The sequence below is a fragment of the Mesorhizobium sp. BR1-1-2 genome (assembly GCF_020165435.1).
Classification (GTDB): Bacteria; Pseudomonadota; Alphaproteobacteria; order Rhizobiales; family Rhizobiaceae; genus Mesorhizobium.
Genome location: NZ_JAIUID010000018.1, coordinates 72,569 through 96,286, shown reverse-complemented (window position 1 = coordinate 96,286; position 23,718 = coordinate 72,569). Strand labels below are relative to the sequence as shown.

At 63.7% G+C, this 23,718-nt stretch carries 24 protein-coding genes and 1 pseudogene; 9 read left to right on the top strand and 16 right to left on the bottom strand.

The window, feature by feature from the left end; genetic code table 11:
• Nucleotides 1–32: 32 nt before the first annotated feature.
• The gene (locus LB551_RS26905) at nucleotides 33–1,106 is read left to right on the top strand and encodes an ABC transporter ATP-binding protein (protein WP_224661087.1); all 1,074 of its coding nucleotides are present in this window, start codon (nucleotides 33–35) and stop codon (nucleotides 1,104–1,106) included.
• Here the strand turns inward: LB551_RS26905 and LB551_RS26900 are convergent.
• The 5 genes and pseudogenes from LB551_RS26900 to LB551_RS26880 form a co-directional block, all read right to left on the bottom strand.
• Complete coding sequence (locus tag LB551_RS26900) at nucleotides 1,070–2,380, bottom strand: flavin monoamine oxidase family protein (protein ID WP_263496066.1); 1,311 nt, start codon at nucleotides 2,378–2,380, stop codon at nucleotides 1,070–1,072. The genes LB551_RS26905 and LB551_RS26900 overlap by 37 nt on opposite strands.
• Nucleotides 2,377–3,453 carry an extracellular solute-binding protein gene (locus tag LB551_RS26895; RefSeq protein ID WP_224661080.1) on the bottom strand — a complete coding sequence of 359 codons (1,077 nt, stop codon included), beginning with the start codon at nucleotides 3,451–3,453 and terminating at the stop codon, nucleotides 2,377–2,379. The genes LB551_RS26900 and LB551_RS26895 overlap by 4 nt, the downstream gene beginning before the upstream one ends.
• A gap of 110 nt (nucleotides 3,454–3,563) precedes the next feature.
• Nucleotides 3,564–4,664: pseudogene (locus LB551_RS26890) on the bottom strand (ABC transporter substrate-binding protein).
• Between the two features lie 34 nt (nucleotides 4,665–4,698).
• The gene (betI, locus tag LB551_RS26885) at nucleotides 4,699–5,385 is read right to left on the bottom strand and encodes a transcriptional regulator BetI (RefSeq protein WP_140880653.1); all 687 of its coding nucleotides are present in this window, start codon (nucleotides 5,383–5,385) and stop codon (nucleotides 4,699–4,701) included.
• 27 nt (nucleotides 5,386–5,412) lie between these two features.
• Complete coding sequence (locus LB551_RS26880) at nucleotides 5,413–6,213, bottom strand: class I SAM-dependent methyltransferase (protein ID WP_224661079.1); 801 nt, start codon at nucleotides 6,211–6,213, stop codon at nucleotides 5,413–5,415.
• A 200-nt stretch (nucleotides 6,214–6,413) separates the two neighbouring features.
• On the opposite strand from LB551_RS26880, the gene LB551_RS26875 reads away from it, so the two are divergent.
• The 4 genes from LB551_RS26875 to LB551_RS26860 are packed head-to-tail and all read left to right on the top strand — an operon-like array spanning nucleotide 6,414 to nucleotide 11,136.
• Nucleotides 6,414–8,033 (top strand): phytoene desaturase family protein, encoded by a 1,620-nt coding sequence (locus tag LB551_RS26875; protein ID WP_224661078.1) that lies wholly within the window; start codon nucleotides 6,414–6,416, stop codon nucleotides 8,031–8,033.
• Entirely contained in the window at nucleotides 8,020–9,585 is a 1,566-nt protein-coding gene (locus LB551_RS26870) for a phytoene desaturase family protein (RefSeq protein ID WP_224661077.1), read from the top strand. Before LB551_RS26875 ends, LB551_RS26870 begins: the two co-directional genes overlap by 14 nt.
• A 58-nt stretch (nucleotides 9,586–9,643) precedes the next feature.
• A complete protein-coding gene (locus LB551_RS26865) occupies nucleotides 9,644–10,879 on the top strand; it encodes an aminomethyltransferase family protein (protein WP_224661076.1) in 1,236 nt (411 codons plus the stop codon).
• 2 nt (nucleotides 10,880–10,881) lie between these two features.
• Nucleotides 10,882–11,136, top strand: a complete 255-nt coding sequence (locus tag LB551_RS26860) for a hypothetical protein (RefSeq protein ID WP_140517897.1) — start codon at nucleotides 10,882–10,884, stop codon at nucleotides 11,134–11,136.
• A 5-nt stretch (nucleotides 11,137–11,141) separates the two neighbouring features.
• Here LB551_RS26860 and LB551_RS26855 read toward each other — a convergent pair whose 3' ends face one another.
• The 4 genes from LB551_RS26855 to LB551_RS26840 form a co-directional block, all read right to left on the bottom strand.
• Nucleotides 11,142–12,200 carry a dipeptidase gene (locus LB551_RS26855; protein ID WP_224661075.1) on the bottom strand — a complete coding sequence of 353 codons (1,059 nt, stop codon included), beginning with the start codon at nucleotides 12,198–12,200 and terminating at the stop codon, nucleotides 11,142–11,144.
• 153 nt (nucleotides 12,201–12,353) lie between these two features.
• On the bottom strand, nucleotides 12,354–12,653 hold the full coding sequence (locus tag LB551_RS26850; RefSeq protein ID WP_140500600.1) for a GNAT family N-acetyltransferase: 300 nt from the start codon (nucleotides 12,651–12,653) through the stop codon (nucleotides 12,354–12,356).
• A complete protein-coding gene (locus LB551_RS26845; RefSeq protein WP_224661074.1) occupies nucleotides 12,646–13,275 on the bottom strand; it encodes an alpha/beta hydrolase in 630 nt (209 codons plus the stop codon). Before LB551_RS26845 ends, LB551_RS26850 begins: the two co-directional genes overlap by 8 nt.
• Before the next feature lie 11 nt (nucleotides 13,276–13,286).
• Nucleotides 13,287–14,219, bottom strand: coding sequence for a VOC family protein (locus LB551_RS26840; protein ID WP_224661073.1), 933 nt, complete (start codon nucleotides 14,217–14,219; stop codon nucleotides 13,287–13,289).
• Nucleotides 14,220–14,438: 219 nt separating this feature from the next.
• Here LB551_RS26840 and LB551_RS26835 point away from each other — a divergent pair, with 219 nt between their 5' ends.
• Complete coding sequence (locus LB551_RS26835) at nucleotides 14,439–16,004, top strand: alkaline phosphatase family protein (protein ID WP_224661072.1); 1,566 nt, start codon at nucleotides 14,439–14,441, stop codon at nucleotides 16,002–16,004.
• A 26-nt stretch (nucleotides 16,005–16,030) separates the two neighbouring features.
• Here LB551_RS26835 and LB551_RS26830 read toward each other — a convergent pair whose 3' ends face one another.
• A complete protein-coding gene (locus LB551_RS26830) occupies nucleotides 16,031–17,326 on the bottom strand; it encodes a PRC-barrel domain-containing protein (protein ID WP_224661071.1) in 1,296 nt (431 codons plus the stop codon).
• 271 nt (nucleotides 17,327–17,597) lie between these two features.
• On the opposite strand from LB551_RS26830, the gene LB551_RS26825 reads away from it, so the two are divergent.
• Nucleotides 17,598–18,518: a diacylglycerol/lipid kinase family protein gene (locus LB551_RS26825; RefSeq protein WP_224661070.1), complete on the top strand. Its 921-nt coding sequence runs from the start codon at nucleotides 17,598–17,600 to the stop codon at nucleotides 18,516–18,518.
• Nucleotides 18,519–18,547: 29 nt separating this feature from the next.
• Here the strand turns inward: LB551_RS26825 and LB551_RS26820 are convergent, their stop codons facing one another.
• Nucleotides 18,548–18,721 carry a hypothetical protein gene (locus LB551_RS26820; protein ID WP_181169562.1) on the bottom strand — a complete coding sequence of 58 codons (174 nt, stop codon included), beginning with the start codon at nucleotides 18,719–18,721 and terminating at the stop codon, nucleotides 18,548–18,550.
• Between the two features lie 155 nt (nucleotides 18,722–18,876).
• Between LB551_RS26820 and LB551_RS26815 the strand changes: the two genes are divergently transcribed.
• Nucleotides 18,877–20,409, top strand: coding sequence for a sensor histidine kinase (locus LB551_RS26815; RefSeq protein ID WP_224661069.1), 1,533 nt, complete (start codon nucleotides 18,877–18,879; stop codon nucleotides 20,407–20,409).
• 11 nt (nucleotides 20,410–20,420) lie between these two features.
• Here the strand turns inward: LB551_RS26815 and LB551_RS26810 are convergent, their stop codons facing one another.
• The 3 genes from LB551_RS26810 to LB551_RS26800 form a co-directional block, all read right to left on the bottom strand.
• The gene (locus tag LB551_RS26810) at nucleotides 20,421–20,885 is read right to left on the bottom strand and encodes a hypothetical protein (RefSeq protein ID WP_224661068.1); all 465 of its coding nucleotides are present in this window, start codon (nucleotides 20,883–20,885) and stop codon (nucleotides 20,421–20,423) included.
• A gap of 9 nt (nucleotides 20,886–20,894) precedes the next feature.
• Nucleotides 20,895–21,221, bottom strand: coding sequence for a YqjD family protein (locus LB551_RS26805; protein WP_140517891.1), 327 nt, complete (start codon nucleotides 21,219–21,221; stop codon nucleotides 20,895–20,897).
• A gap of 195 nt (nucleotides 21,222–21,416) precedes the next feature.
• Entirely contained in the window at nucleotides 21,417–22,178 is a 762-nt protein-coding gene (locus LB551_RS26800; protein ID WP_140554162.1) for a Crp/Fnr family transcriptional regulator, read from the bottom strand.
• A 173-nt stretch (nucleotides 22,179–22,351) separates the two neighbouring features.
• On the opposite strand from LB551_RS26800, the gene LB551_RS26795 reads away from it, so the two are divergent.
• A complete protein-coding gene (locus LB551_RS26795; protein WP_181172661.1) occupies nucleotides 22,352–22,672 on the top strand; it encodes a response regulator in 321 nt (106 codons plus the stop codon).
• A gap of 68 nt (nucleotides 22,673–22,740) precedes the next feature.
• On the opposite strand, the gene LB551_RS26790 is transcribed toward LB551_RS26795, so the two are convergent.
• Nucleotides 22,741–23,292: an RNA polymerase sigma factor gene (locus LB551_RS26790; protein WP_140500591.1), complete on the bottom strand. Its 552-nt coding sequence runs from the start codon at nucleotides 23,290–23,292 to the stop codon at nucleotides 22,741–22,743.
• A gap of 3 nt (nucleotides 23,293–23,295) precedes the next feature.
• On the bottom strand, nucleotides 23,296–23,499 hold the full coding sequence (locus LB551_RS26785; RefSeq protein ID WP_181172662.1) for a NepR family anti-sigma factor: 204 nt from the start codon (nucleotides 23,497–23,499) through the stop codon (nucleotides 23,296–23,298).
• Nucleotides 23,500–23,718: the final 219 nt, after the last annotated feature.

Here is a 23,718-nt window from a genome sequence, read left to right as displayed (position 1 = left end):
CCCCATCCGGACGAGCCCTGTCCGAACGGACGATGATCGAGATCAACGGCGTCACCCGCAGCTACGGCGCCTTCAAGGCGCTCGACGATGCCTCCCTGAGCATCCGCGAGGGCGAATTCTTCTCGCTGCTCGGCCCGTCCGGCTGCGGCAAGACCACGCTGTTGCGCATGATCGCCGGTTTCGACAACCCGACCAGCGGTTCGATTTCGGTCGGCGGCCAGCCGATGGAAGGCATCGCACCCAATCGCCGGCCGACCAACATGGTCTTCCAGAGCTATGCGATATTCCCGCATCTCAACGTCGAGCAGAACGTCGCCTATGGCCTGAAGCGGCTGAAGCTCCAGGGCGGCGAGGAGAAGCGCCGCGTCGAGGAAGCCCTGGCGCAGGTCTCGCTGACCGGTCTCGGCAAGCGGCTCGCCACTGAACTGTCCGGCGGCCAGCGGCAACGCGTCGCGCTTGCCCGCGCGCTGGTGATGCGGCCCAAGGTGCTGCTGCTCGACGAGCCGCTGTCGGCACTCGACAAGAAGCTGCGCGAGCAGATGCAGGTCGAACTGCGCCGCCTGCAGCAGGCCGTCGGCATCACTTTCGTGCTGGTCACCCACGACCAGTATGAGGCGCTGGCCATGTCCGACCGCATCGCCGTGATGTTCGGCGGCAGGATCGCGCAGGTCGCCTCGCCCAAGGAGATCTACCAGCGGCCGGTCAACCGCCAGGTCGCCGACTTCCTCGGCGGCATGAACTTCGTCAAGGCCGAGATCGTCGAGGAGAACGGCGCCTCGCTGGTCGTCGACACGCTGGGCTTCGGCCGTGTGAAGACCGACAAGCCAAAAGCCTTCGTGCGCAATGGCGGCGGCGCCACGCTCGGCATCCGCCCGGAGCGCCTGCGCGTGTTGTGGGACAATGCGACGGCCAAGTTCGAGGTTGCCGGAAAGGTGGTCGAACGCCACTATTTCGGCGAGATCACCCATTTGATCGTCGAGATCCCCGGCCTGGAAAAGCCGCTGTCGGTAACCGAGACCAACGATTTCGGCGCCGACGATATTCCGGTCGGCACTTCGATCCGCCTTGCCTACGATCCCGAAGCCTTGGTGGCGATGGCGGATTGACGGTCCGCGATGATCTTTCGCGCCGCGATCTCACCGGCAACGATCGCCCCTTCGACATAGCCGGGAAATGACGGCGACAGCTCCGACGACGCGAAATGAACAGGCGGCGCGCCCGCCAGGAGCACGGGCTCGGCATCGGTCGCCGCGACGTCGACGATGAGGTCGCTGTAGCCGCCGCCGCTCCAGAGGTCATGCGTCCAGTCGCGCTGGCTGAAACCCGCGATTTCGGCCGCGTCGGGGCCGAGGGCTTCCACCAGTTTCCCGGTCACTTCGGCGCGCAGCGCAGCCTCGCCAAGCTCACCCCAGCGCAGGGCGAGCGGGCCGGCGACGAAGACGACCAGCGCCGCGTGGCCTTCATCCCGACTGGCATCGCAGGCGAACAGCCCCGGCGGATCGCGCCACATCACCATGCCGCTCAAGCCGCGGCGGCGCCAGAAAGCAGCGGGGTAGCGCACCAACACCTTGATCACGGCGCCGCTTTCCCAGACGCCGAGCGCCTTCGCCAGGGATTCGGGCAGAGCGGGTGCGAAGTCCAGTTTCGCCGCCATGACCGGCGGCACCGCGACAAGTGCCGCCCGTGCTTCAATGATATCCGCCGCCGAGACGATGCGCACGCCTTGCGGCCCATGCTCGATGCGTGAAACGGCTGCGTTGAGCCGCAGCCGGTCGCCGAGATCGCCGGCCAGGTCCTCGGCCAGCGACTGCATCGTCTCGCGCAGGGAATACTGCAGCTCCGGCACCTCATTGGTGATGCGTCGGTCATTGTCGATCAGGTGCCAGAGCGGCAGTTTCTCCAGCGCCAGGCACCACAGGCCCTCGATCATCGAGCGGAAGGCTGCCTTGGCGGCATCGGCATCGTCCTGCCGGTCGAGCCAGGCGGCAACGGTCAGCCCGGCAATCGAGGGATCGTCCGGCGCGATCGCGTTCATCCGCTCGCGGATCGCCATCGAACCAGAATAGGTTCGCTTTGCCTCGGCGGCGGAGATCGGCGGCTGGACAATGAACTCGCCATGGACATAGGTTTCGACCAGCGTCTTGCCGCGCGCGCCGACGAGCGCCATCAGCTCCGGCATGTCCTCGCACAGGAACTGGCCGCCACTGTCGATGCGCTCGCCGGAGCCGATCTCCATCGACTCGACGCGCCCGCCGACACGGTCGCGCGCCTCGAGCAGCACGAAATCGACGCCGGCCTTTTTCAGCTCGAGCGCGGCCGACAGCCCGGTGAAGCCGGCGCCGATGATGACGACATCGGCTCGTGCGGATTCGCTGTTCAATAGCCGGCCTTGATCTTCTCGAACTCGGCGACCATGCGCTGCTTGAGCTCCGGCGCCACCGGCTGCTGGAACAGCGTCTTGTCGAGGAATTTATCGAGATCGTCGAAGCCGCGGTCGGCCAGCACCTGGTGATCGACCGCGGCCATGCCGGCACCGTTGCCATGGCCGTAGCCGAAGGTCTTGACCATATAGTCCGACACCCCGGGCGCATTGACCGCGCTCAGGAAATCATAGGCCTGGTCGAGCTTGCCCGGCGCGTCCTTCATCAGCACATAGCCGCACACCCAGGTTGAGATGCCTTCCTTGCTGTCGCGGTTCATGGCGATCGGCAGGCCTTGCCCCTTCAGCGTCACATAGGTCTCGTTCCAGCCCCAGACGAGATCGACCTCATTGCCGATGAAGGCCTGGTTGAGATCGGTGTCGTCGGTCCAGTAGAAACGGATGTTCTTGTGCACGTCGCGCAGGAAGGCGGACGCCTCCTGGAACTGGGCATCGGTCATCCTGGTCCAGTCTTTCAGCCCGATGACCAAGCTCGCCAGCGCATAGGCGTCGTCGACATTGTCGCCGACGGTGACGCGGCCCTTGAACTTCGGGTCGGCGAAGATCCTGAGCGATTGCGCCTGCTCCGGCGTCACCTTGTCGGTGCGGTAGAGAAGCGAGGTGTTGCCCCAGTCGAAAGGCATGAACCACGCTTTGCCGTCGTTGGTGGTAGCGAGATCCTTCATCGCCATGATGCCGGGATTGAGGTCTTTCCAGCCTGCTATCCTCGACGTGTCGAGCGGCTGCAGCATGCCCGCCTCGCGCCACTTGACCACGCTTTGCGAACAGGGATGCGCGATGTCGGCCCTGAAGCCGGCTCGCATCTTCTCGAAGGCCTCGTCCTCGTCGCCGAAGAAGGCGAAGGTCGGCTCGGCGCCGTATTTGGCGGCATAGGCGGGGTGCAGCAGCGGGTCCTCATAGCCGGACCAGTCGAACACGACGAGGTCGCCGCCACCTTCCGCCCAGGCACAGACGGCGCCGGCGCCGATCACGCAGGCGGCGGCGAGGGCAAGGCGGCGTAGCATTGGCTTCATGGTGCGAATTCCCCGTCGCGAAAAGGCTGCCGCGAGGTTAGGAGAATTCGCCTCTCTTGGCGAGCCCGTCCGCCCACCATCTCCGCAGGCGGACGGGCGGCCGAACCGGCTCAATAGCCGGCTTTGATCTTCTCGAACTCGGCGATCATCTTGAGCTTGAGCTGCGACGGCACCGGCGACTGGAACAGCGTCTTGTCGACGAATTTCTGCACATCGTCATAGCCTTTTTCCTTCAGCACGGCCTGATCGACACCGGCCATGCCCTTGGCGTTTGCCTGACCGTAACCCCAGTCCTTGACCAGCACCTTGGCGATGTCGGGATCGTTGACCGCGTTCAGATAATCATATGCCTTGTCGACATTGCCGGGCGCGTCCTTGAACAGCACATAGCCGCAGACCCAGGTCGAAATGCCTTCGTCAGTGTCCTTCTTGGCCTTGATCGGCACGCCGGCGGCGACCGATTGCACGGTGGCGTCATTCCACGCTCAGGCAAGATCGACCTCGCCACCGCTCAAAAGCTGCACCACGTCCGTTGTGTCGGTCCAGTAGGAGCGCACGTTCTTATGCACCTGGCGCAGGAAATCCGACGCCTGTTTGAACTGGTCGTCGGTCATCTTGGTCCAGTCCTTGACGCCGATGGCGAGGCTTGCCAGCGCATAGGCATCATCGACATTGTCGCCGATCGAAACCCGGCCCTTGTACTTCGGATCGGCGAACGCCTTCAGCGACTGCACGTCCTTGGCGTCGACCTTTTCGGAATTGTAGGTGAGCTGCGTATTGCCCCAGTCCCAGGGCATGAACCAGGCCTTGCCGTCGGCGGTCGTGGCGAGATCCTTCATCGCCATGATGCCGGGATTGAGATCTTTCCAGCCGGTGATCTTCGACGTATCGAGCGGCTGCAGCAGGCCCGCCTCGCGCCATTTCACCACGCTCTGCGAGCACGGATGGCCGAGATCGGCCTTGAAACCCGAGCGCACCTTTTCGAACGCCTCGTCCTCGTCGCCAAAGAAGGCGAAGGTCGGCGAATCGCCGTTCTTCTCGACATATTTCGGATGGAAGCTCGGGTCCTCATAGCCGGACCAGTCGAACACGACCAGGTCCTTGTCGGCGGCAACCGCCAGGGCTGCGGCCGAGGCCGCCAGCACGCCGGTCAATGCCAGGGTCAATGTCACGCGTCGGGCCAATGTCAGTCGCTGGATTGATGTCCTCATTGCTGTTCCATCCTCTTTTATTTTATCGATTGCTTCATGCCTTGCGACGGGTGGCGGCTGCTCCCTGGTAATGTTTGGGGAATGCGGCCGACAGGAATTCATTGGCTGCCTGCAAGGCGCTCTCGCGGGTGGTGTCTTCGGTGCCCATCATCAAGCGCAGCCACAGCCCCTCCAGCATCGCGCTGAGCGCCAGCGCCATGACCTGCGGCTCATAGGCATAGCCGCCGCTTTGCTTGAGCGTCGCGCAAAGCTCGATGAAGATGTTCTGGTAGACGGCATCGCGGGCGCTGCTCAGCGCCTGGTACGTCGGTCGCGACTTGGCCTCGCCCCAGAAGGCGCACCAGGCCGCCAGCTTGCGCTTGTTGCAGATCGAACGGTCGAAATCGGCCGCGACCAGGGTCCGCAGCTGGTCGGCGGGGTCGTCCCCCGCCTTCTCCAAGGCATTGCGCCAATGCGCCGAGTACTCGTCATACATATGTTGCAAGGTCGCGATCAGCAGTTTTTCCTTGCTCTCGAAATGGAAATTGACGATGCCGCGCGACAGGCCCGCGCCATCGGCGACGTCGGCCATCGTCGTCTCCGAATAGCCGCGCTTGGCCAGCGAATCGATCGTCGCCTCGATCAGTTGAAGCTGCCTGACCTCCTTGGAGGCCTTGCGCCCGCGTTTCTCGGGTTCGCTCGATGCCTCGGCGGACTGCTCTTGGCGTGCTGCAATTTTCATGGGTACGGTCATGCTCCACATCGCCGGCTAGCCGACCATCTTCGGTTTTTGCCCGCGAAGATGAGTGGGACGGTGCTCGCCACTGTCAAGCACCTTCTGCATGGCCTCCCAGGTTCGTATGTTCTTGTCGACATAGGCGGCGCCCACCGCCGCCGCGACCGTCGGATAGAGCGGCCCCTTCAGCCTTTCCAGTTCGCCCCGCGCCACTTCGCGATACCAGGGATTGCGGTCGCGAACCGCGATCTCGGCAAAGCCCGCCTGGCGCATCGCCCGTGCGTAGCGCGCCGGCGAGGCCATGGCGAAGGACAGCCCTTCGGCGGCGACATAGGCCTTCATCTCCGGTGATGGTTCGCCGTCATGCGAGATCATCCAGTTTGATGCCGCAAAGGCGCCGCCGGCCTTGAGCACGCGGAATATCTCCGCAAACAGCGCATCCTTGTCGGCGACATGCAGCAGCGCATCCTTGGAGAAGACGACGTCGAAGGACTGATCCTCGAAAGGCAACCGCCCAGGCGGCGCCTGGATGAAGCAGGCGCGGTCGGCAAGCCCGCGTGAGGCTGCCCGCCGCCTGGCCGTTTCGATCACCGGCCGCTCGACATCGAAGCCGGTGACGTGCGCAGCGCCATGCCGTTCGACCAGATGCAGCGTGATGCCTCCGGACCCGCAGCCGATGTCGAGGATGGCCTTGCCTGCGAGCGAAAGTCCCTCGAGCACTCGGTCGACTTCGTCGGGCCCGCCCGGCGACAGGTAGCCGTCGCCCCACAGCGCCTCGAGGAAGCGGATGGCGGCATCGTCATACTCCGGCTCGGCCTCGGCCGTTTCGATCATCAACCCTCGATCCCCAATCGATGAATGTCCGTCTCGAACGCCTGCAAAGCCTAGCCCATGTCTGGGAAAACGCAATATCATTTGTTGAACATTCATTCAATATGGCTGGACAAAACGACAAGTGCCATGCCAAATTTCGCGCATTGAGGGGACGGACTACGCCAAATGAACAGCGGATCGCATGGAAAGACTGGGCCAAAATGAAAGCTTGGGATGCGATCGTCATCGGCGGCGGACACAACGGTCTGGTCAACGCCTGCTATCTCCAGCGCGCCGGGCTCGACGTGCTGGTGGTGGAGAAGAATCCCTGGGTCGGCGGCGCCGCCACCAGCCGGGAATTGACGCCGGGCTTCCTCTATTCCAACTGTTCCTATGTTTGTTCGCTGTTTCGCCCTGAAATCATGCGCGACCTCGAACTGCCGCGCTTCGGCCTGCAGGTCATTGCCTATGAGGGCGGCGCGGTGTTCACCAGGGACGGCGACTATCTCGCCAATTACCGGGACCATGATGCGCACCGGCGCGAATTCGCGCGCTTCTCCCGACGCGACGCCGAAGCCTATGACCGCTATGCGCGCGACGTGACGCGCCAGTGCCGTTTCATCCAGCCGCTGTTGATGCGCACCGCGCCCGACCCGACCAGCCTGCGGCCGAGAGATCTGGGCGAGCTGCTTTATCTGGGTAAGAAATTCGCGGGCCTGTCGGCGGAAGAAATGGCGCTGACGCTGCGCTTCTGGACCATGTCGATCTCGGATTTCCTCGATGAATATTTCGAGACTGATGTCATCAAGGCAAACTTCGCTTTGTCCGGCATCATCGGGACGGCGCTCGGGCCGATGTCGCCTGGCACCGCTTACGTGCTGCTGCATCACTATATGGGCGAGGTCGACGGCTCGGTCGGTGCCTGGGGCTATGCGCGCGGCGGCATGGGCGCGGTGACCAAGGCGCTGGCGGCGTCCTTCAAGGCGTCGGGCGGAACCATTCGCACCGGCGCCGAGGTCGATCATGTGCTGGTCGGCAGGGGGAAAGCCAAAGGCGTGGTGCTGGCCGGCGGTGAGGAGATCCGTGGCAGGCTCGTCGTCTCCAATGCCGACGTCAAGCGAACCTTCCTGAAACTGGTCGAGGAAAAGGAACTGCCCGAGATTTTCCTGCGCCGGGTCAGGAACTTCAAGATCCGAGGCTCGTCCGGCAAGGTCAACATCGCGCTCGATTCGCTGCCCGAATTCCCGGCATTGCCGAAGGATTCGCCGGTCTATCGCGGCGACATGCACTTCACCGATTCGATGGAGCGCATGGAGCGCGCCTATGACGACTGGAAGGCCGGACGCTGGTCGGCCGATCCCTTCCTCGACATGGTCATCCCGACAACGCTCGACCCGACCATGGCGCCGCCCGGCAAGCATTTCATGAGCTGCTTCGTGCAATACGCGCCGCCCAAGGTGAACGGCCATGAATGGACCGACGCCGATCGCGACGGCTTCGCCGAAAGCGTGGTTGCGCAGATTGCCGGCTACTCGCCCGGCTTTCGCGACCGCATCGTCCACATGGAGGTGCGCACGCCGCGCGAAATCGAGGCCGAGGTCGGGCTGACCGAAGGCAACATCTTCCAGGGCGAACTGACCTTCGACCAGCTTCTGTTCAATCGTCCGGTGCCGGGCTACGCACAATACCGCTCGCCGGTCGGCGGGCTTTATATTTGCGGCTCCTCCACTCACCCCGGCGGCGGCGTCATGGGCGCTCCGGGCCGCAATGCCGCGGCCGAAATCCTGCGCGACCTCGCCAAATCGATCTCACATATGAGCCCGGCCCATGACGTCATATGATGCAATCGTCATTGGCGGCGGCCATAATGGCCTCGTCACCGCTGCCACGTTGGCGAAGGCCGGGCGCAAGGTGCTGCTGCTGGAAGCCGGGAGCGATCTCGGGGGCGCCGCGCGCACGGAGGAATTCGCGCCCGGTTTTCACGTCTCGTCGATCGCCCATCTGCTGAACCGCCTGCATCCCGACGTGGTGAAGACGCTGGAGCTGGAGAAGCCTGGCCTGCGGACCACCCCAGACGACTTCGTGCCGTCGGTCGCGCTGTCGATGGACGGCCCCTCGCTCATCCTGCACGGCGCCTATGGCGAAATGCTCACCGGCGCAAGTTCGTCGGAGCAATCCGCGTGGAAGCATTTGCGCGCGCAGCTGCTGCGCTACGCCGGCATCCTGGAACCCTTCCTCTCGCGTCGTCCGCCCGATCTGGCCGGCATGTCGCTGCTGGAGACGGCGGCGCTCGGCAAGACCGCTCTGGCGCTGAAAAGGCTCGGCAAGGAAGACATGCGCGACTTCCTGCGCGTGCTCTTGATGAACGTCGCCGATCTGCTCGACGAGCAGCTTGCCGACATCAGGCTGAAAGGGCTGCTTGCCTTCGACGCGACGCTCGGCAGCCATCTCGGTCCGCGCTCGCCCACCTCGCTGCTCGGCCTCTACTACCGGCTGGCCGGCGAGGCCGGCGGTTCGGCCGGTGCGCAGATAGTGCCGAAGGGCGGCATGGGCGCGGTGATCGCCGCCATCCGCGCCTCGGCGGAAAAAGCCGGCGTGAGCGTCCGCACATCGGCGCCTGTCGCAAGGATCATTGTCGAGAAGGGCCGCGCCGTCGGCGTCGCATTGGACAATGGCGAGCTGCTGCGCGCCAGGACGATCGTCTCCGCGATCAATCCGGCGACGACTTTGCTTGACCTTGTCGGTCCACGCGAACTCGACACCGGCTTCGTGCGCAAGGTGAACAACATCCGCATGAAGGGTGATGTCGCCAAGCTTCACCTGGCGCTCGACAGGCCGCCGCAATTCACAGATGTCGATGCCGCCGGCCACAAGGGGCGGCTGGTTATCGCCCCCTCGCCCGATCACGTCGAGCGCGCCTTCAATCCATCCAAATACGGCGCGTTCTCGCCCGAACCGGTGATGGAGATCACGCTGCCCAGCCTCGCCGATCCATCGCTCGCGCCCGACGGCGCCTGTGTGTTGTCGGCGGTGGTGCAATACGCTCCCTATGCGCTCCGAGAAGGCTGGTATGCCGGCAAGCCGAAATTCCTCAAGGCGGTCATGGCGCAGCTCGAGGCCTACGCACCCGGCATCGGCAACAGCGTCGTCCATGCCGAGCTTTTGACGCCCGCCGACATCGAAACGCGCTACCGCATGCCGGGCGGCCACTGGCACCACGGCGAATTGCAGGCCGACCAGATGCTGATCTCGCGCCCGGTCTCGGGCTGGTCCGGTTACGACACGCCGCTCGACGGGCTGTTCCTCGCCGGCGCCGGCTCGCATCCCGGCGGCGGCGTCTCCGGCGCGCCAGGGCTCAACGCCGCGCGACGCGTCATCGCGATGAGGGGGTGAGCATGATTTCGCAATTCGCCAAGGCTGAATTCTACGGGGGGCGCGAAGGATCGCCGGCATGAATCATCAACCCACCATCCTTCCACCATCCGCCCGCATCGCCGCCCAATCCCATTTCCGCACGCTGCGTCTCGGCACGCCGTTCCAGCCGCGCATCGATGCTCTGGCCAGGACCCAGGATTGGTACAACTGGGCGGGCTACCGCGCCCCCCATTCGCTGTGGGACGAGGAGCTGGAATATTTCGCCATTCGCAGCCAGGCGGCACTCTTCGACATCTCGCCTATGACCAAATACCGTATCGAGGGCACGGATGCCGAAGCCCTCCTCGATCGTGTCACCTTGCGTGACGTGACCAGGCTCAGGCCGGGCCGCGTCCATTACACCGCGTGGTGCGACGACGAGGGCTTCGTCCTTGATGACGGCACGCTGTTCCGGCTCTCGCCGATGCGGTTCCGGCTGTGCTCGCAGGAGCGGCATTTGCCTTGGCTGCTCGACAGCGCCATTGGGTTCGATGTGACGGTGGAAGAAGAAACCGACGCCGTCGCGGGCCTGGCATTGCAAGGTCCGACCTCTTTCGCCGTGCTGCGTGATGCCGGTTTTGCCGGAGTCGAAAAGCTGAAGGCATTCGACCTCGCCGAATTCCCGCATGATGGCGAAACCGTCACCATCTCGCGCACCGGCTTCACCGGCGATCTCGGCTACGAACTGTTCGTACCGGTCGACAAGGCGCTGAGCCTGTGGGACCGGCTGATGGCGGCCGGCGAATTGCGCGGCATCCGCGCCATCGGCTATACCGCGCTCGACCGCGCCCGGCTCGAGGCGGGGCTGATTGTCGCCAATGGCGACTTCACGACAGCCGAGCATGCCATCCGCGCCGACCGCTTGCGTATGCCCGACGAGATCGGGCTCGGCTTCATGATCGATCTGGAAAAGGCCCATTTCAACGGCCGGCGCGCCATCCTCGAGGCGCGCGCCAAGCGCAAGCTGCGGCATGTGCTGGTCGGGTTGGAGATCGAAGGCAACATTCCGGCCGAACACGCCATCGTGTATCACAGAAAGAGCCAGGAGGTCGGGCTGGTCAGTGCCGCCATGTGGTCGCCCATGGCCAAGCACAACATCGCCATCGCTTCGCTGGCGCGACCATATGGTGATACTGTCGTCGACGACCTCTGGGTCGAGATCTACGCCATGCGCGAGTTGCAATACCAGAAGCTGATGAAGCGGGCCAAGGTGGTGCCGCGGCCCTTCATCAAGCTCGATCGCCGCACCGCCAATCCGCCGGCGGATTTCTGACCATGGGCGAGGAAGCAGACAAGCAGCAAGAAGAGGCGGCCGAACAGTGGGAACTGGTCAACACGCCGCTCGGCGAAAAATGGTCCGGCCGCACACGCTATGCCGCCGCCATGTTCTTCTACAAGCGCGGCGAGATGAGCGCCGAGACGCTTGAGGTCTACCGCATCTGCGCGCGGCTCGATTCGGAAAACCCGCTGCCGATCATCCGCGACCGCGGCGTCGGCAAGGACTGGCTGAAGCGCATGGGATTCGGCTGAACTTCCTATCCTATGGTCTTCTCCAGCATGGCCAGCCAGTTTCGGTAGGCGATCTTTTCGATCAGCGCGCGGCCGAAGCCGCGTGCGGCGAGCGCATCGATGAGCTTCGGCAGGCCGGCGGCATCGCCAATGACGGCCGGTATCATGGCTCCGTCGAAATCGGAGCCGAGGCCAACCCCATCTTCACCCAGCGCCTGCAGCAGGGAATCGATGTGGCGCACCATGATGTCGAGGCCGGTATCGGCGTTCATCTTTCCGTCCTCGCGCAGGAAACCGGTGGCGAAGTTCAGCCCGACCATGCCGCCGGTTTCGCGGATCGCGCCGAGCTGCCAGTCGGTGAGGTTGCGCGAGTGGCCGCAGATCGCATGCACGTTGGAATGGGTCGCGACCAGCGGCGCATCGCTGAGCGCGGCGACATCGCGAAACCCCTTCTCGTTGAGATGCGACAGGTCGATCATGATCCTGAGTTGGTTGCAGGCCTTGACCAGCGCCTTGCCGGCATCGGTCAAGCCGGGACCGGTATCGGGCGAGGACGGAAAGCGGAACGGGACGCCATGGCCGAAAGCGTTCGGGCGGCTCCAGACGATGCCGAGCGAGCGCAAGCCGGCGGCATGCAGCACGTCGAGCATGGTGAGTTCGGGATCGATCGCCTCGACCCCTTCGATATGGAATACCGCGGCGATCGAGTCGCGCGCCATGGCGCCGCGCACATCGGCGGCATTGCGGCAGACGCTCAGCGCTCCGGCGCGTTCCAGCCTGAACAGGATCGAGGCCATCGCCATCGTCGAGACCAGCGCATCGCTGTGCGGGAGTTCGGGCGGCAAAGGCTCGGTGTTGCTGGGTGTCGACGGGACAGCGCCGCGCCGACCTCTCTCGACGGGCGGCGGGAAGATCGCGAACATGCCGCCCGCAAACCCGCCGGCTCGTGCGCGCGGCAGATCGATATGGCCGCCCGATTTCCCTTCCATGAAGAGCTTTTCGACGTCCGGGTCTTTCGACTGATAGAGTCTGAGCAGCGTGTCGTTATGGCCGTCGAAGACGGGAACGAGATCGGTTTCGGTCATGAAGGGATCATTCGGTTCGATGTGTCGCACGCCGCCCGCGATATATCATATCTACTTAGGCAAGATGGGCCGAGCGTGCAAATGCCAAAGCCGTGCTGGCCTATCACACTGTTTTACTCCCGCGGGTCCCGACTGGTAAAGCGCCGGCTGATCCTACCCCTTCAGCACGTCGGCCCACTCCGGATGACGGCGGAACTGGGCGTTGGCGAAGGGACAGAGCGGGATGATCTTCTTGCCCGCCGCGCGCGCGTCCTCGACGGCGCGGGTGACGAGCCGAAGCCCGGCACCCTGGCCGCGAAACGCGTCGGGCACTTCGGTGTGGTCGATGATGATCTGGTGCTCGCCGATCCTGGTGAAGGTCATCTCCGCCTCGGCGCCGCCCGGACCGCGCAGCACGTAGCGGCCCTTGGAACCACGATCTTCGAGTTCGATCTCCGGCAGTTGGTCAGGCATCACTTACTCCTTGGGCCACGCCGGCAAAGAGCCGCCGCGCCGCCTCGATTTCGTTTGGCCGCACTTCGTGCCCGCCTTCATGCCACTCCACTGTGACATCGGCGCCATCGGCGCGCAAATAGGCTTCGAGCCGCGAAGTCAGGTTCGGCGGACAGATCGGATCCCGCCTGCCGGCAGTCACCAGAATGCGGCGCCCGGCAAGACTGCCGTTCACCTCCGGTTCGAACGGGATCAGCGGGTGCATCAGCACCGCCGCGTCGAACAGGTCAGGAGCTTCGAACAGCAGCGATGCCAGGATGTTGGCGCCATTGGAGTAGCCGAGAGCGTATATCGCCGACGGCTTCGCCGCTGCTATCTGCGCCTTGACGAAGCCCGCCATCTTCCGCGTCGCGCGCGCCAGGTCCTGCATGTCATAGACGCCCTCGCCGGTGCGACGGAAAAAGCGCGCGGCGCCTTGTTCAGACACATCGCCGCGTGGCGAGATGATGGTTGCCTGGGGCGCGAGATCGCGCCCCAGCGGGACGAGCTGGCCCTCGTCGCCTCCGGTGCCATGGAAGACGAAGAGCAGCGGACCGCCCGGCGAACCGGGCAGCACCTTGTGGATGTAGCTGTCTGTGCTCATGACCCCGCCCCTCAGTCTTCCAGCTTCTGCAGGTGCTTTTCGAGATAGGGCCGCAGGTGCTGATGCTGCGCCGGCAGCTTCAAGGCTTCACCGAGATGGGCGGTGTCCTCGTCGCGGTCGAAGCCCGGCTCGTTGGTGGCGACTTCGAACAGAACGCCGCCCGGCGTGCGGAAATAGATCGCCCAGAAGTAATCGCGGTCGATCACCGGCGTCACCTGGTAGCCGGTATCCATCAGCGCCTTGCGCACTTCGAGCTGCTTGGCGCGATTCTCGACGGCAAAGGCGACGTGATGGACCGAGCCCGCGCCGAGATCGGCAAAAGCGGCACCGGGTAGCGATTCGATGTCGACGACGTCGGCGCCATTGCCGTTCCTGACCGCCAGCCGCCTGACATTGCCGGATTTGTCGACCTCCTCATAGCCCATGAACTTCAACAACTCCTCGGTGGCGCCGCCATCCTTCAGGCGCAACGACACGGAGTGAAAGCCACGGATCGCCTCGTCGGCGGGAACACCGCCCTTCGCCCATGGCGCGCGCGTGTCGGCGCTGTCCTCAACAAGCGCGAAGCCGTCGCCGTCCGGCCCGGCGAAGGCCAGACGCTTCTCGCCAAAGGCCTCGTCGCGCGACAGCCCGGTGATGCCTTTCTCGGCGAAGCGCTGTTCCCAATAGGCGAGCGTGCCTTGCGGCACCGAATAGGCGGTGGTGCCGACCTCGCCGACGCCGTGACGACCCTTGCCGATGTTCGGAAACGGAAAATAGGTCATCACCGAACCAGGCGTACCAAGCTCGTCGGCATAGTAGAGGTGATAGACGTCGGGCGCGTCGAAATTGACCGTTTTCTTGACCCGGCGCAGGCCAAGCTTCCCAGTGAAGAACTCATTGTTCTGGCGGGCATCGCTGGCCATCGAGGTGACGTGATGCAAACCCTTGATCTGGTCAAGCATGAGTGCTGCTCCCTTGTTCTGTTGCGGCCCCTGCCGCTGTCCCCGCCAATATGAGCATCGGCCTGTCCCCGTCAAAGGCGGCAAAGACGGGATGGACTGTACTCTGGAAGTGAACAATCGAAAGCAGTTGTTCACCGATCCACCAGCAGCCCGGGCTTGCGCCGGGGCCGGATTTCGGTTCCATGAGCGACGCTCGAACATTAGCCAAGGATATCGCCAGTGACCGGAAAAGGCAGGCGTCCGAACGTTCTCCTGATCACATGCGACCAATGGCGCGGCGATTGCCTTTCGGCGGCTGGCCATCCCCTGGTGAAGACGCCGAATGCCGACGCATTGGCAGCGGAAGGCGTATTGTTCAAGCGGCACTATGGCGGCGCGGCGCCCTGCTCGCCGGCCCGTGCATGCCTCTATACCGGCCTCTACCAGATGAATAACCGGGTTTGCCGCAACGGCACGCCGCTCGATGCCCGTCACGGCAATATAGCGCTTTCGGCGCGCGCGCTGGGCTACGATCCGACGCTGTTCGGCTACACCGACGTGTCGCTGGATCCGCGCCGGCTCGCTCCGGCTGACCCGCGGCTGCGAAGCTACGAAGGCGTACTGCCTGGTTTCACGGTGCGCCAATTGCTGCCCGAGCATCAGAGGCAGTGGCTGTCGTGGCTGCGAATGCAGGGCATCGATACCGACGCCGGCTCCCCCGCGATCCATCGACCGGCGAAAAGAGCAGGCGATGCCGGCGCGGTGACGACTGCGCCGCCCGTCTATTCGAAGGAGCAGACGCCGACGGCTTTTCTTGCCGGCGAATTCATCCGATGGCTGGGCGAACAGGAGCATGCCGCGCCCTGGTTCGCGCATCTGTCCTTCATCAGCCCGCATCCGCCCTTCATCGCGCCTGCGCCATACGACAGTATGTACGACCCCGCCGACGGCCCCGCCTTTCGCCGCGCGGCGGGCTGGCGCGACGAGGCGGACAGCCATCCCTATCTCGCTTATGACTTCGGCAGGCAAAAGAAGCACAAGTTTCGTCCTGGCGCCGCGGGCAACGTCCACGATTGGAGCGAGGATGATTTCCGCCGCATCCGCGCGATCTATTACGGCATGATCTCGGAAGTCGATGCGCAGCTCGGCCGGATCTCGCAGGCGGTCAAGACGGCGGGCGCGTGGGACGATACCGTTGTCGTGCTTACCTCCGACCATGCCGAGATGATGGGCGACCATTTCATGCTGGGCAAAGGCGGCTTCTTCGATGCCAGCTACCATATCCCCCTGGTCATCCGCGACCCGCGTCACGGCCGAACCGCAGGCATGGCCGTCGACCGCTTTACCGAGGCGGTGGACATATTGCCGACCTTGCTCGAGCTGCTCGGAGGGGAACCCGCGCCGCATCTGGACGGACGTTCGCTGCGGCCGTTCATCGCCGGCGAGGAGCCGTCGGACTGGCGCGACGCCGCGCATTGGGAATTCGATTTCCGTTCGATCGCGGAGGGGGAAGCCGAACGGCATTTCGGCCTTGCGTCGCGCCAGTGCAACCTCGCCGTGATCCGCACGGAAAAATTCAAATATGTGCATTTCGGCGGTGGCCTGCCGCCTTTGCTGTTCGACCTGGAGAAGGATCCCGCCGAGCTCGTCAATCTCGTCGCCGATCCCGCCTATCTCCCGGTCAGGCTCAAGTTGGCCGAACGGCTGCTTGCCTGGCGGGCCGAACATCTCGACCAGTCGCTGGCGCTGGCGGAACTGACCAGCGATGGCGTTGTGGGCTATGTAAGTAGGGCAGTAGGGGAATAGGGAATCCTACTGCCCTACTGCCGTTGCTATCTCACGATCATCCGCTGCTGCTCGCGGTTCTGCGCGTAGCTGCCTTTGTCATAGGCGGCCTGGGCCTCGAGCTGCTCCTTGGTGAAGGTCGTGTAGAGATATTTGTTGCCGTCCTTGTCGGTCATGAACTTCAGATTGTCCATGCCGACGGCGACTTCCTTCTCACCCACGCCGAGGAAACCGCCGACATCGACGATGACCGCGTCGGTCTTGTTGTCGGGCGTCAGCACGACGTCGCCGATCTCACCGACCTTGGCGTCGTTGGCGCCATAAACGGTGGTGCCCTTCAGATCGTCTGCCCTGATTTCGCCGACCGGCATGGCAGTCAGCGTCGACTTGTCGATGGCGGCCGTCTGCGTCTGGTCGGGAGCCGTAGCTGCCGGAGCAGCGGCCGTCTTGTCGGCCGGAGCTGCGGCAGGTGCCGTGGTGGCGGCCGGCGTGGTTGCTGCCGGCGCATTGGAAGCGGTCGTGGCCGGAGCCGGATCATAGGCCTTGCGGTTGAAGTCCGGCAATGCCTGGAGCTCTTCCTTGGTGGTTTGAGCAACCAGCCAGCGGTCGCCGTTTTTCTCGGCCCACTGGGCCTTGCCGAAATCATAGGTGACGTTCTTCTCGCCGATGCCCAGGAAGCCGCCGACGCCGATCACCAGCGATTGCGCCTTGCCTTCCTTGCTCAGGACGATGTCGTTGACGTTGCCGATGTTCTGCGCGTCGTCGCCGGTCCCGTTATAGACGCTTTCGCCGATGATATTGGTGGCGAGATTACCGTCGGCGCGCTTCACCGGTTCCGCCGGAGCCGCGTTCATGTCGGCGGGCGCTTGCGCAGTGTCGGTCGGCGCCGATGTGGACGGCGCCTGTGCAGCCGTCGATGCGGCAGGTGCCGGAGCATAAGGCTTGGTGTCGAACTCCGGCTGCGCCGTCAATTCGTCCTTGGTCGTCTGGGCGACCAGCCAGCGATCGCCGTTCTTTTCGGCCCATTGGAGCTTGTCGTAATCGAAAGCGACATTCTTCGTTCCGACGCCGAGAAAACCGCCGACACCGATGATGACGGATTTCGCCTGACCGTCCTTGTCGAACACGACATCGCTGACCTTGCCGATGTTCTCGGCATTGTCGCCGGTGCCGTTGTAGACTGATTCACCAATGATGTTGGTGACGATGCTGCCCTCGGCGTGCACCACCGGGGCGGCGGGTTCCTCCGCGCCAGGCGCAGCCGGTGTCGGGGTCGTCTGCGCATTGGCGCCCGTCGCCACAAGCATGGCGAGAGCTGTGGTGGCCAAAAGATTGCGGATCATGATGATGTCTCCTCGTGCCTGATTTCATGTATGCCGCCCGTCATGCGCCGTCGCAGGCGACGAATGGCGCGGCATTCGCCTGTTCACAACGTCGTGACCACCTTGTTGTTCCGACAAAAGCGGCCGCTCATATTCACCGCCAACAGCGCCTGCGAATTGTATGCCGCAAACGGAATTCCCTGATCGTACGGAACCTTTTTGCCACTTGCGCCGTTCAGCCGGCGGCTGGAGCTTCTCCGGCCCGGAGTTGTCTTGAGAACATGGAGCAGGCATGCGGTTTGCGGCGGTGCTGAACCGGGACGGTGGCACCTTACGCACCACTGATCTTGAGGCCTTTTGCGATCGCATGCGCGACATGCTGGAGGCGGCAGGCCATTCCATCGATGTCGACGTGGTTGCCGGCAAGGATATCGTGCCCGCATTGGACAAGGCGGCTTCGCGACGCGGCGTCGACGTGGTGCTCGCCGGCGGCGGCGACGGCACGATCTCGGCGGCGGCGGCGCGGCTGATGGGCAAGAAAAAGGCGCTGGCCATATTGCCCGCGGGCACCATGAACCTCTTCGCGCGCGGGCTCGGCATACCGCAGACGCTGGATACGGCCTTGCGATCCTTCGCCGATGGCGAGGTAATGGCCGTCGATATCGCCACCGCCAATGGCCGGCCTTTCGTGCATCAATTCTCGATCGGCATGCATGCCAAGATGGTGCAGCTACGCCAGAGGATGGAGTTTGGATCCCGGCTGGGAAAGATGCGAGCATCCGTCAAGGCGGCTTGGGCGACGATCAAAAATCCGCCGGCGATGACGGTCACCCTCACTATCGGTGAAGCCGAGATCACGGCGCGAACCACCGGCGTCGGCATAACCAACAACCTCTTTGGCGAGGGACACTTGCCCTTTGCCGACAATCCGGCGGGCGGCGTGCTCGGCATCTATGTCACGGTCGCGCAGCAACGCGCCGAACTGATCAAGTTCCTGTTCAACGTCGCGCGTGGCAAATGGCGTGACAATGAACATGTCGAGATCCATCAGACGGAGCGGGCTGTGCTGAAGATCCGGTCGGCGGCCAGGAAATTCCGCGCCGTCCTGGATGGTGAACTCATCAAGCTCGAGGACGAAATCACCATCGAGATCCATCCGGGCGCATTGAACGTGCTGGTGCCGCGGCACGGTGTGCGGGCAAAGGCGGCCTGATGCAAAGGCAGCCGACGAGAGATCGACGACTAGCCGCTCGGAGCGCTGCCTTGTTCGGTCGTCGGCGATTTCGTGTACTCGCCATAAATCTCAACGACGCCCCAGACGACGAAAGCCAGGAGAAGCCCGGCAATCAGGATTCGCAAGCCGTGCCAGCCCCAGTGCCCTTGACGCGCTTTGTTTTCAGGAATGGTCTTGGGCATGGCCGGCCTCGATGCGATTTGGACGGGTTGGACTCTGGCAAAACATCATCGGGTAACGGTTCCTTGCTACGAAGGTTCCGCGTTCGGCCAGGCCCTTCGCCGGCAAGTCGGCAGAGTGAAGACGGAAGGCTCGCGGGGAGGCGTTGGGAGCGCTGGTGAACAAAGCGGGCAAATTGGCTCCGGGCCTGCCGGCCGAAGTATTGCGCGTCGTCAACGACGCCGGCCGGCTGGCCGTGCTGCATGGCTTGCAGGCGCTGGATACGATGGCCGACGCCGACTTCGACCGCGTCAGCGGCCTTGCCGCAGCCGCCATGCGCACACCGATCGCGCTGGTCACGCTCGTCGATGTCGAGCGGCAGTGGTTCAAGTCGCGGGTCGGCCTGGACGAGACCGAAACCGCAACCGACATCTCCTTCTCCGCCCATGCGATTGCCGCGGGCGAAGAACCGATGGTGGTAACGGACGCGACGTTGGATCCGCGTTTCAAAGCCAACCCGCTGGTCACTGGCCAGCATCACATCCGCTTCTTTGCGGGCGCGCCGGTGACCGTCGCGGGCGCCAGGATCGGAACTCTGTGCGTTTTCGACCGCAAGCCCCGTTCCTATCCATCGCGCGTCAGGCTCGACCAGTTGAAGGAACTGGCCGGCCTCGCCGCCAGCCTGTTCACGCTGAAGGACGCGACGCGCAGCGGCGCCATCGCCGAGGCGGCGCTGGTCCGCGAAGAAAAAAGGCGCGCCATAGCGCTCGACGCGGCATCGCTTGCCAGTTGGGCTTGGGACATCCGCACCGACATGATCGAATGCGACGTTCTGCTGCCGGAATTGTTCAATCTGCCGCGATCGAACCGGTTGCGGGCGCGCGACATCGTGATGGCGATAGATCCGCGTGACGCCTACCAGACCGAAACCCGCTTCCGCGACGCCTTGGCCGGCGGCGACGACTATTTCGGCGAGTACCGTGTGAAAGGCTTCCATCCGCCGCGCTGGCTGGCGACGCGCGGCCGCGTCATCGAGCGCCATGCCGACGGCAGGCCGACGCTGATCTTCGGGGTCAGCTACGACATATCCGAACGCAAGCTCGGCGAAGAACGACAGCGGCTGCTGCTGCGCGAACTCAATCACCGCGTCAAGAACACGCTGGCGACCGTTCAGGCGCTGGCGACGCAGACCGTGCGCCATGCCCGCCAGCCGAGCGCGTTCCTCGAGGCCTTCGGCGCCCGGCTCCAGGCCCTCGGCATCGCCCATAATCTCCTATCCGACCGGGAATGGCGCGGCATCGGCATCCGTGAACTCGTCCAGATCGAGGTGAGGCCCTTCGACACCGCCGAGCAGCTGCGCATGACAATCACCGGTCCCGATCTGTTGCTGTCGCCCGACCAGGCAGTGGGGCTGGGCCTGATCCTGCACGAACTGGCCAGCAACGCGCTGCAATATGGATCGCTGTCGGCGACATCCGGCAAGGTCGATCTGAGTTGGAAGACACGAGGCAGACAAGCCGGCCGCCGCCTTGTCCTGACCTGGCGCGAAAGCGGCGGTCCCGCGGTTGCCCCGCCCGAGCGGCATGGTTTCGGCTCGATCCTGATCCGCCGCAGCCTGGCCAAGGTCATGTCCAGCGAAGTGGCGCATGAGTTCCGGCCGGAAGGCGTTTTCGCCGAAATATCCATGCCGCTGGAGGATCTACCCAAGTAACGGGCGCCAGCTTAATCCGGGTCGCCGCCAGCCGGCTTGTGTGGACCTGGTTTCACGTTCTCGCGATAGATGGCATAGGCGGCCAGCGCCACGGCGGGACCGAGAATGGCTCCGAGGCCGCCCTTTCCCTTGAGCAGCGCCGGCAGCGCCGCCAGTGCGGCGGTGACGCCGATCGCCGTCATGTCGGCCTTGCGCCGTTCTGCCCGGCGCCGTGCGCGTGACCCGGCCGAGAAACGATAAACCAGCAGAATCAGGCCCGCGACGATCAGAAAGCCGACGCCGAATCCCAAAGCCGCCGCGAGCGGTCCATACCGGCCCGCAGCCAATATATAGCCGGCTCCGATCAGGAAGCCGAGACCGCACAGCGCCGCGAGCGCGGCAAGCACATAGACGATTGCAGCCGTGCGCGCGCGGCGCATGGCTGCAACGGTTTCGCCCGAAGCCAGGCCCGAGACAAGGGAAGCCAGCATTCCCATTTGCGGGTACTAGCGGCGTGCCAGGAGCGCGAATAGGAAGCCGACGCCGGCGGCGATCGCCAATGATGTCACCGGCTTCTCGCGCACGCTTGCCGCTATCTGCGCCTCGATATCCCTGGTGTTGCTGCGCAGGCTGTCAAAGGCTGCCTCGCCTTGGGCGCGCAGATGCTCGACGCCTTCGGCGGCGGCGCGGCGGGCGGTGCCATATCCATGCTCGCCTGTCTTGGCCAACTGCTTCGTAAGCTTGTCGATATCGGCCTTCAACTGCCTGATATCGGCTTCGAGGTCCGAATTCGCGCGGGCTTCGCTTGCGTTCTTTCCTGCGGCAGCTGCCATTGCTTAACTCCTTGTGATTGCTTTGGTTTCAACGCGCTGCATGTCTCAAGGTTCCGAGCGGTTCGGATAAACGGGCATGATCCCGCAAAGCGGGTATCGGTTTGCGGAAAGGATCACGCTCACTCCAATGGATAGAGGCCATCCCGGTTCCATCGATATCGAACCTTAGCTCAAAACGCGTCCTCCTGCATCCGGTCAGATCAGTGGCCGCTGTCCCTCGCCCAGCCCCTCCCAGCCGGCAAGCTCCTTCAACCCTTCATCATCGATGATCTCGCAGCCGCCGTCGCGCCAGGCGATCAGCTTGCGATCCATCAGCTTGCGAATCGTCTTGTTGGTATGGACCAACGACAGGCCGAGCGTATCGGCGATGTGCTGCTGCGTGAACGCGATCCGGGTGAGCCGCCCGCTATTGAGGCCGACGGCCTTGGCACGGCTGCCGATGAAGGCGATGAGATAGGCGGTGCGCTCGATCGCGCTGCGGCGGCCGACGCTGAGCAGGTTCTCGTCCAGCATCCGCTCCTCGCGTGACGCGATCCAGGTGATGTCATAGGCCAGCCCCGGATGGTTGCGGTAGAGCTCATGCAGGGACTCCCGCTCAAACACGCAAAGCAGCATCGGCGACAGGGCTTCGACGGAATGCTGCATCTCGCCCATCACGCTGCCTTGCAGCCCGATGAGATCTCCGGGAATGGCGTAGTTGAGGATCTGACGGCGGCCGTCCGACAACAGCTTGTAACGGAAACCCCAGCCCGACAGCACCGTGTAGAAGTGGGCGCTGCGGCGTCCTTCCACCAGCACCGTTGCGCCCTTGTCGACCGCGAGTTCGCCTTTCTTCAATTTATCGATAAAGGCCAGTTCCGATCTCTCGAATTTGCGGAAACCCGCCAGCGGCCACAATGGGCAATTCTCGCAATCAAACCGACGGCTGGAGCTAGCAAGACCGTTCTGGATTGACATTTCGAGCGCTCCTCGAGAACCGCGGGCTCAGCCGCTACGATGGCACGTCTTTTTTAAATGACAGCGCGCCAAATAGCGATCATGACTCGCTGTGTTTCAAGGAGCCATTGCCTGTGCCCCCTTTGCTTGATGGATTGCGCATACTTGTCCTGGAAGATGAATTTCTCATCGCCATGGATGTCGAGCAGCTTTGCCGCGACCATGGCGCCCGCGAAGTGGTGATCGTCCGCGACTTGGCCGAGATCGATGGTCGACAGGTTGCCACCCAATTCGATGCGGCGATCATCGATCTCATGCTGGGCGGCACCCCGACCTTCGACTTTGCATCAGGCCTGCGCGAAATGGGAGTCCCCTTCGTCTTTGCCTCCGGTTATTCGGATGCAGACGAGATCAAAGCTGCCTTTCCAGGGATAAGGCTGGTCAGCAAACCTTATTCGGGCGAAGATCTTGTGGAAGCGTTGGCCCTGGCCTGCGGGCGAGTTCCACCCGCCTGACAGCGCCAAATTGCGTAGTGGTCAGAGAGGCGATGGCGATTCTCCCTGCCGTTTCGAGGCGACGCGCTTCAGTGCGCCGCCGTTCCCGTGACCTGTGCTGAGATCGCGTCGGGACCGTACTCGTCCTCACCGGAGATTTTCAGTATCTCCTGCAGGCGCGTGCGGGCTCGGCTGACGCGGCTCTTGATCGTTCCGACCGCGCAGCCGCAGATCTCCGCCGCCTCCTCGTAGGAGAAGCCCGAGGCACCGATCAGGATGATGGCCTCGCGCTGATCTTCCGGCAGTTGCTCGAGTGCACCGCGGAAATCCTTGAGGTCGAGCTGGCCGTGCTGGGCGGGATGCACCGCAAGCCTGGCCGTCATGATGCCGTCGCTATCCTGCACCTCGCGGCCGCGTTTGCGCATCTGCGAATAGAACTCGTTGCGCAGGATGGTGAAGAGCCATGCCTTGAGGTTGGTGCCGGGCTGAAAGCTCTCATGCTTGTCCCATGCCTTGACCAGCGTTTCCTGTACGAGATCATCGGCTTTATCGGCATTCTGCGTCAGGGACACTGCGAAGGCGCGCAAGCTCGGTATTGCCCCAAGCAGATCGGTCTTGAAGCCTTGTGAGACCGTTGCCATGCCTCAGTCCTTCTTCTGTGCGGGCTCGGTCCGCTCCAGTTGCCTGAGCAACTGCGCGAAGCGATCCGGCACATCGTCGGAGACCAGCTCGTCATAATATTGTTTGAGTTTGCGTCCGATTTCGGAATTCGGCCCGAGCGGGTCGCCCGCGCCGTTCCGGCGCCTGCTTGCGGCGCCAGTCAAGACATCTTTCGTCATTTCCTTCATTTCGCCCTTTAATCCAGCCCCAAAGCCGCTCAACATACACTCAACACAAGGCAAGCGGCATCCTCATCTGGTTGCCCATCCCCAACTCAAACGCCGTTCAAGCGCATTGGTTCCCAGGCCGGAACTTTTTACGAAGGCGCGCGTTTATGTTGTTGGGGCTTGCAATGGGGCTTGACCTGCATTTTTAGTCAATCACGTCATCTGAGGGAGACGTCCGTC

What these genes read in the sequence shown, in the direction of transcription:
- LB551_RS26905 (WP_224661087.1), top strand. Translation starts at nt 33, where the DNA reads ATGATCGAGATCAACGGCGTCACCCGCAGCTACGGCGCCTTCAAGGCG.
- LB551_RS26895 (WP_224661080.1), bottom strand. Translation starts at nt 3,453, where the DNA reads ATGAAGCCAATGCTACGCCGCCTTGCCCTCGCCGCCGCCTGCGTGATC.
- betI (WP_140880653.1), bottom strand. Translation starts at nt 5,385, where the DNA reads ATGAAAATTGCAGCACGCCAAGAGCAGTCCGCCGAGGCATCGAGCGAA.
- LB551_RS26880 (WP_224661079.1), bottom strand. Translation starts at nt 6,213, where the DNA reads ATGATCGAAACGGCCGAGGCCGAGCCGGAGTATGACGATGCCGCCATC.
- LB551_RS26875 (WP_224661078.1), top strand. Translation starts at nt 6,414, where the DNA reads ATGAAAGCTTGGGATGCGATCGTCATCGGCGGCGGACACAACGGTCTG.
- LB551_RS26870 (WP_224661077.1), top strand. Translation starts at nt 8,020, where the DNA reads ATGACGTCATATGATGCAATCGTCATTGGCGGCGGCCATAATGGCCTC.
- LB551_RS26865 (WP_224661076.1), top strand. Translation starts at nt 9,644, where the DNA reads ATGAATCATCAACCCACCATCCTTCCACCATCCGCCCGCATCGCCGCC.
- LB551_RS26860 (WP_140517897.1), top strand. Translation starts at nt 10,882, where the DNA reads ATGGGCGAGGAAGCAGACAAGCAGCAAGAAGAGGCGGCCGAACAGTGG.
- LB551_RS26855 (WP_224661075.1), bottom strand. Translation starts at nt 12,200, where the DNA reads ATGACCGAAACCGATCTCGTTCCCGTCTTCGACGGCCATAACGACACG.
- LB551_RS26850 (WP_140500600.1), bottom strand. Translation starts at nt 12,653, where the DNA reads ATGCCTGACCAACTGCCGGAGATCGAACTCGAAGATCGTGGTTCCAAG.
- LB551_RS26845 (WP_224661074.1), bottom strand. Translation starts at nt 13,275, where the DNA reads ATGAGCACAGACAGCTACATCCACAAGGTGCTGCCCGGTTCGCCGGGC.
- LB551_RS26840 (WP_224661073.1), bottom strand. Translation starts at nt 14,219, where the DNA reads ATGCTTGACCAGATCAAGGGTTTGCATCACGTCACCTCGATGGCCAGC.
- LB551_RS26830 (WP_224661071.1), bottom strand. Translation starts at nt 17,326, where the DNA reads ATGATCCGCAATCTTTTGGCCACCACAGCTCTCGCCATGCTTGTGGCG.
- LB551_RS26825 (WP_224661070.1), top strand. Translation starts at nt 17,598, where the DNA reads ATGCGGTTTGCGGCGGTGCTGAACCGGGACGGTGGCACCTTACGCACC.
- LB551_RS26820 (WP_181169562.1), bottom strand. Translation starts at nt 18,721, where the DNA reads ATGCCCAAGACCATTCCTGAAAACAAAGCGCGTCAAGGGCACTGGGGC.
- LB551_RS26810 (WP_224661068.1), bottom strand. Translation starts at nt 20,885, where the DNA reads ATGGGAATGCTGGCTTCCCTTGTCTCGGGCCTGGCTTCGGGCGAAACC.
- LB551_RS26805 (WP_140517891.1), bottom strand. Translation starts at nt 21,221, where the DNA reads ATGGCAGCTGCCGCAGGAAAGAACGCAAGCGAAGCCCGCGCGAATTCG.
- LB551_RS26800 (WP_140554162.1), bottom strand. Translation starts at nt 22,178, where the DNA reads ATGTCAATCCAGAACGGTCTTGCTAGCTCCAGCCGTCGGTTTGATTGC.
- LB551_RS26795 (WP_181172661.1), top strand. Translation starts at nt 22,352, where the DNA reads ATGGATGTCGAGCAGCTTTGCCGCGACCATGGCGCCCGCGAAGTGGTG.
- LB551_RS26790 (WP_140500591.1), bottom strand. Translation starts at nt 23,292, where the DNA reads ATGGCAACGGTCTCACAAGGCTTCAAGACCGATCTGCTTGGGGCAATA.
- LB551_RS26785 (WP_181172662.1), bottom strand. Translation starts at nt 23,499, where the DNA reads ATGAAGGAAATGACGAAAGATGTCTTGACTGGCGCCGCAAGCAGGCGC.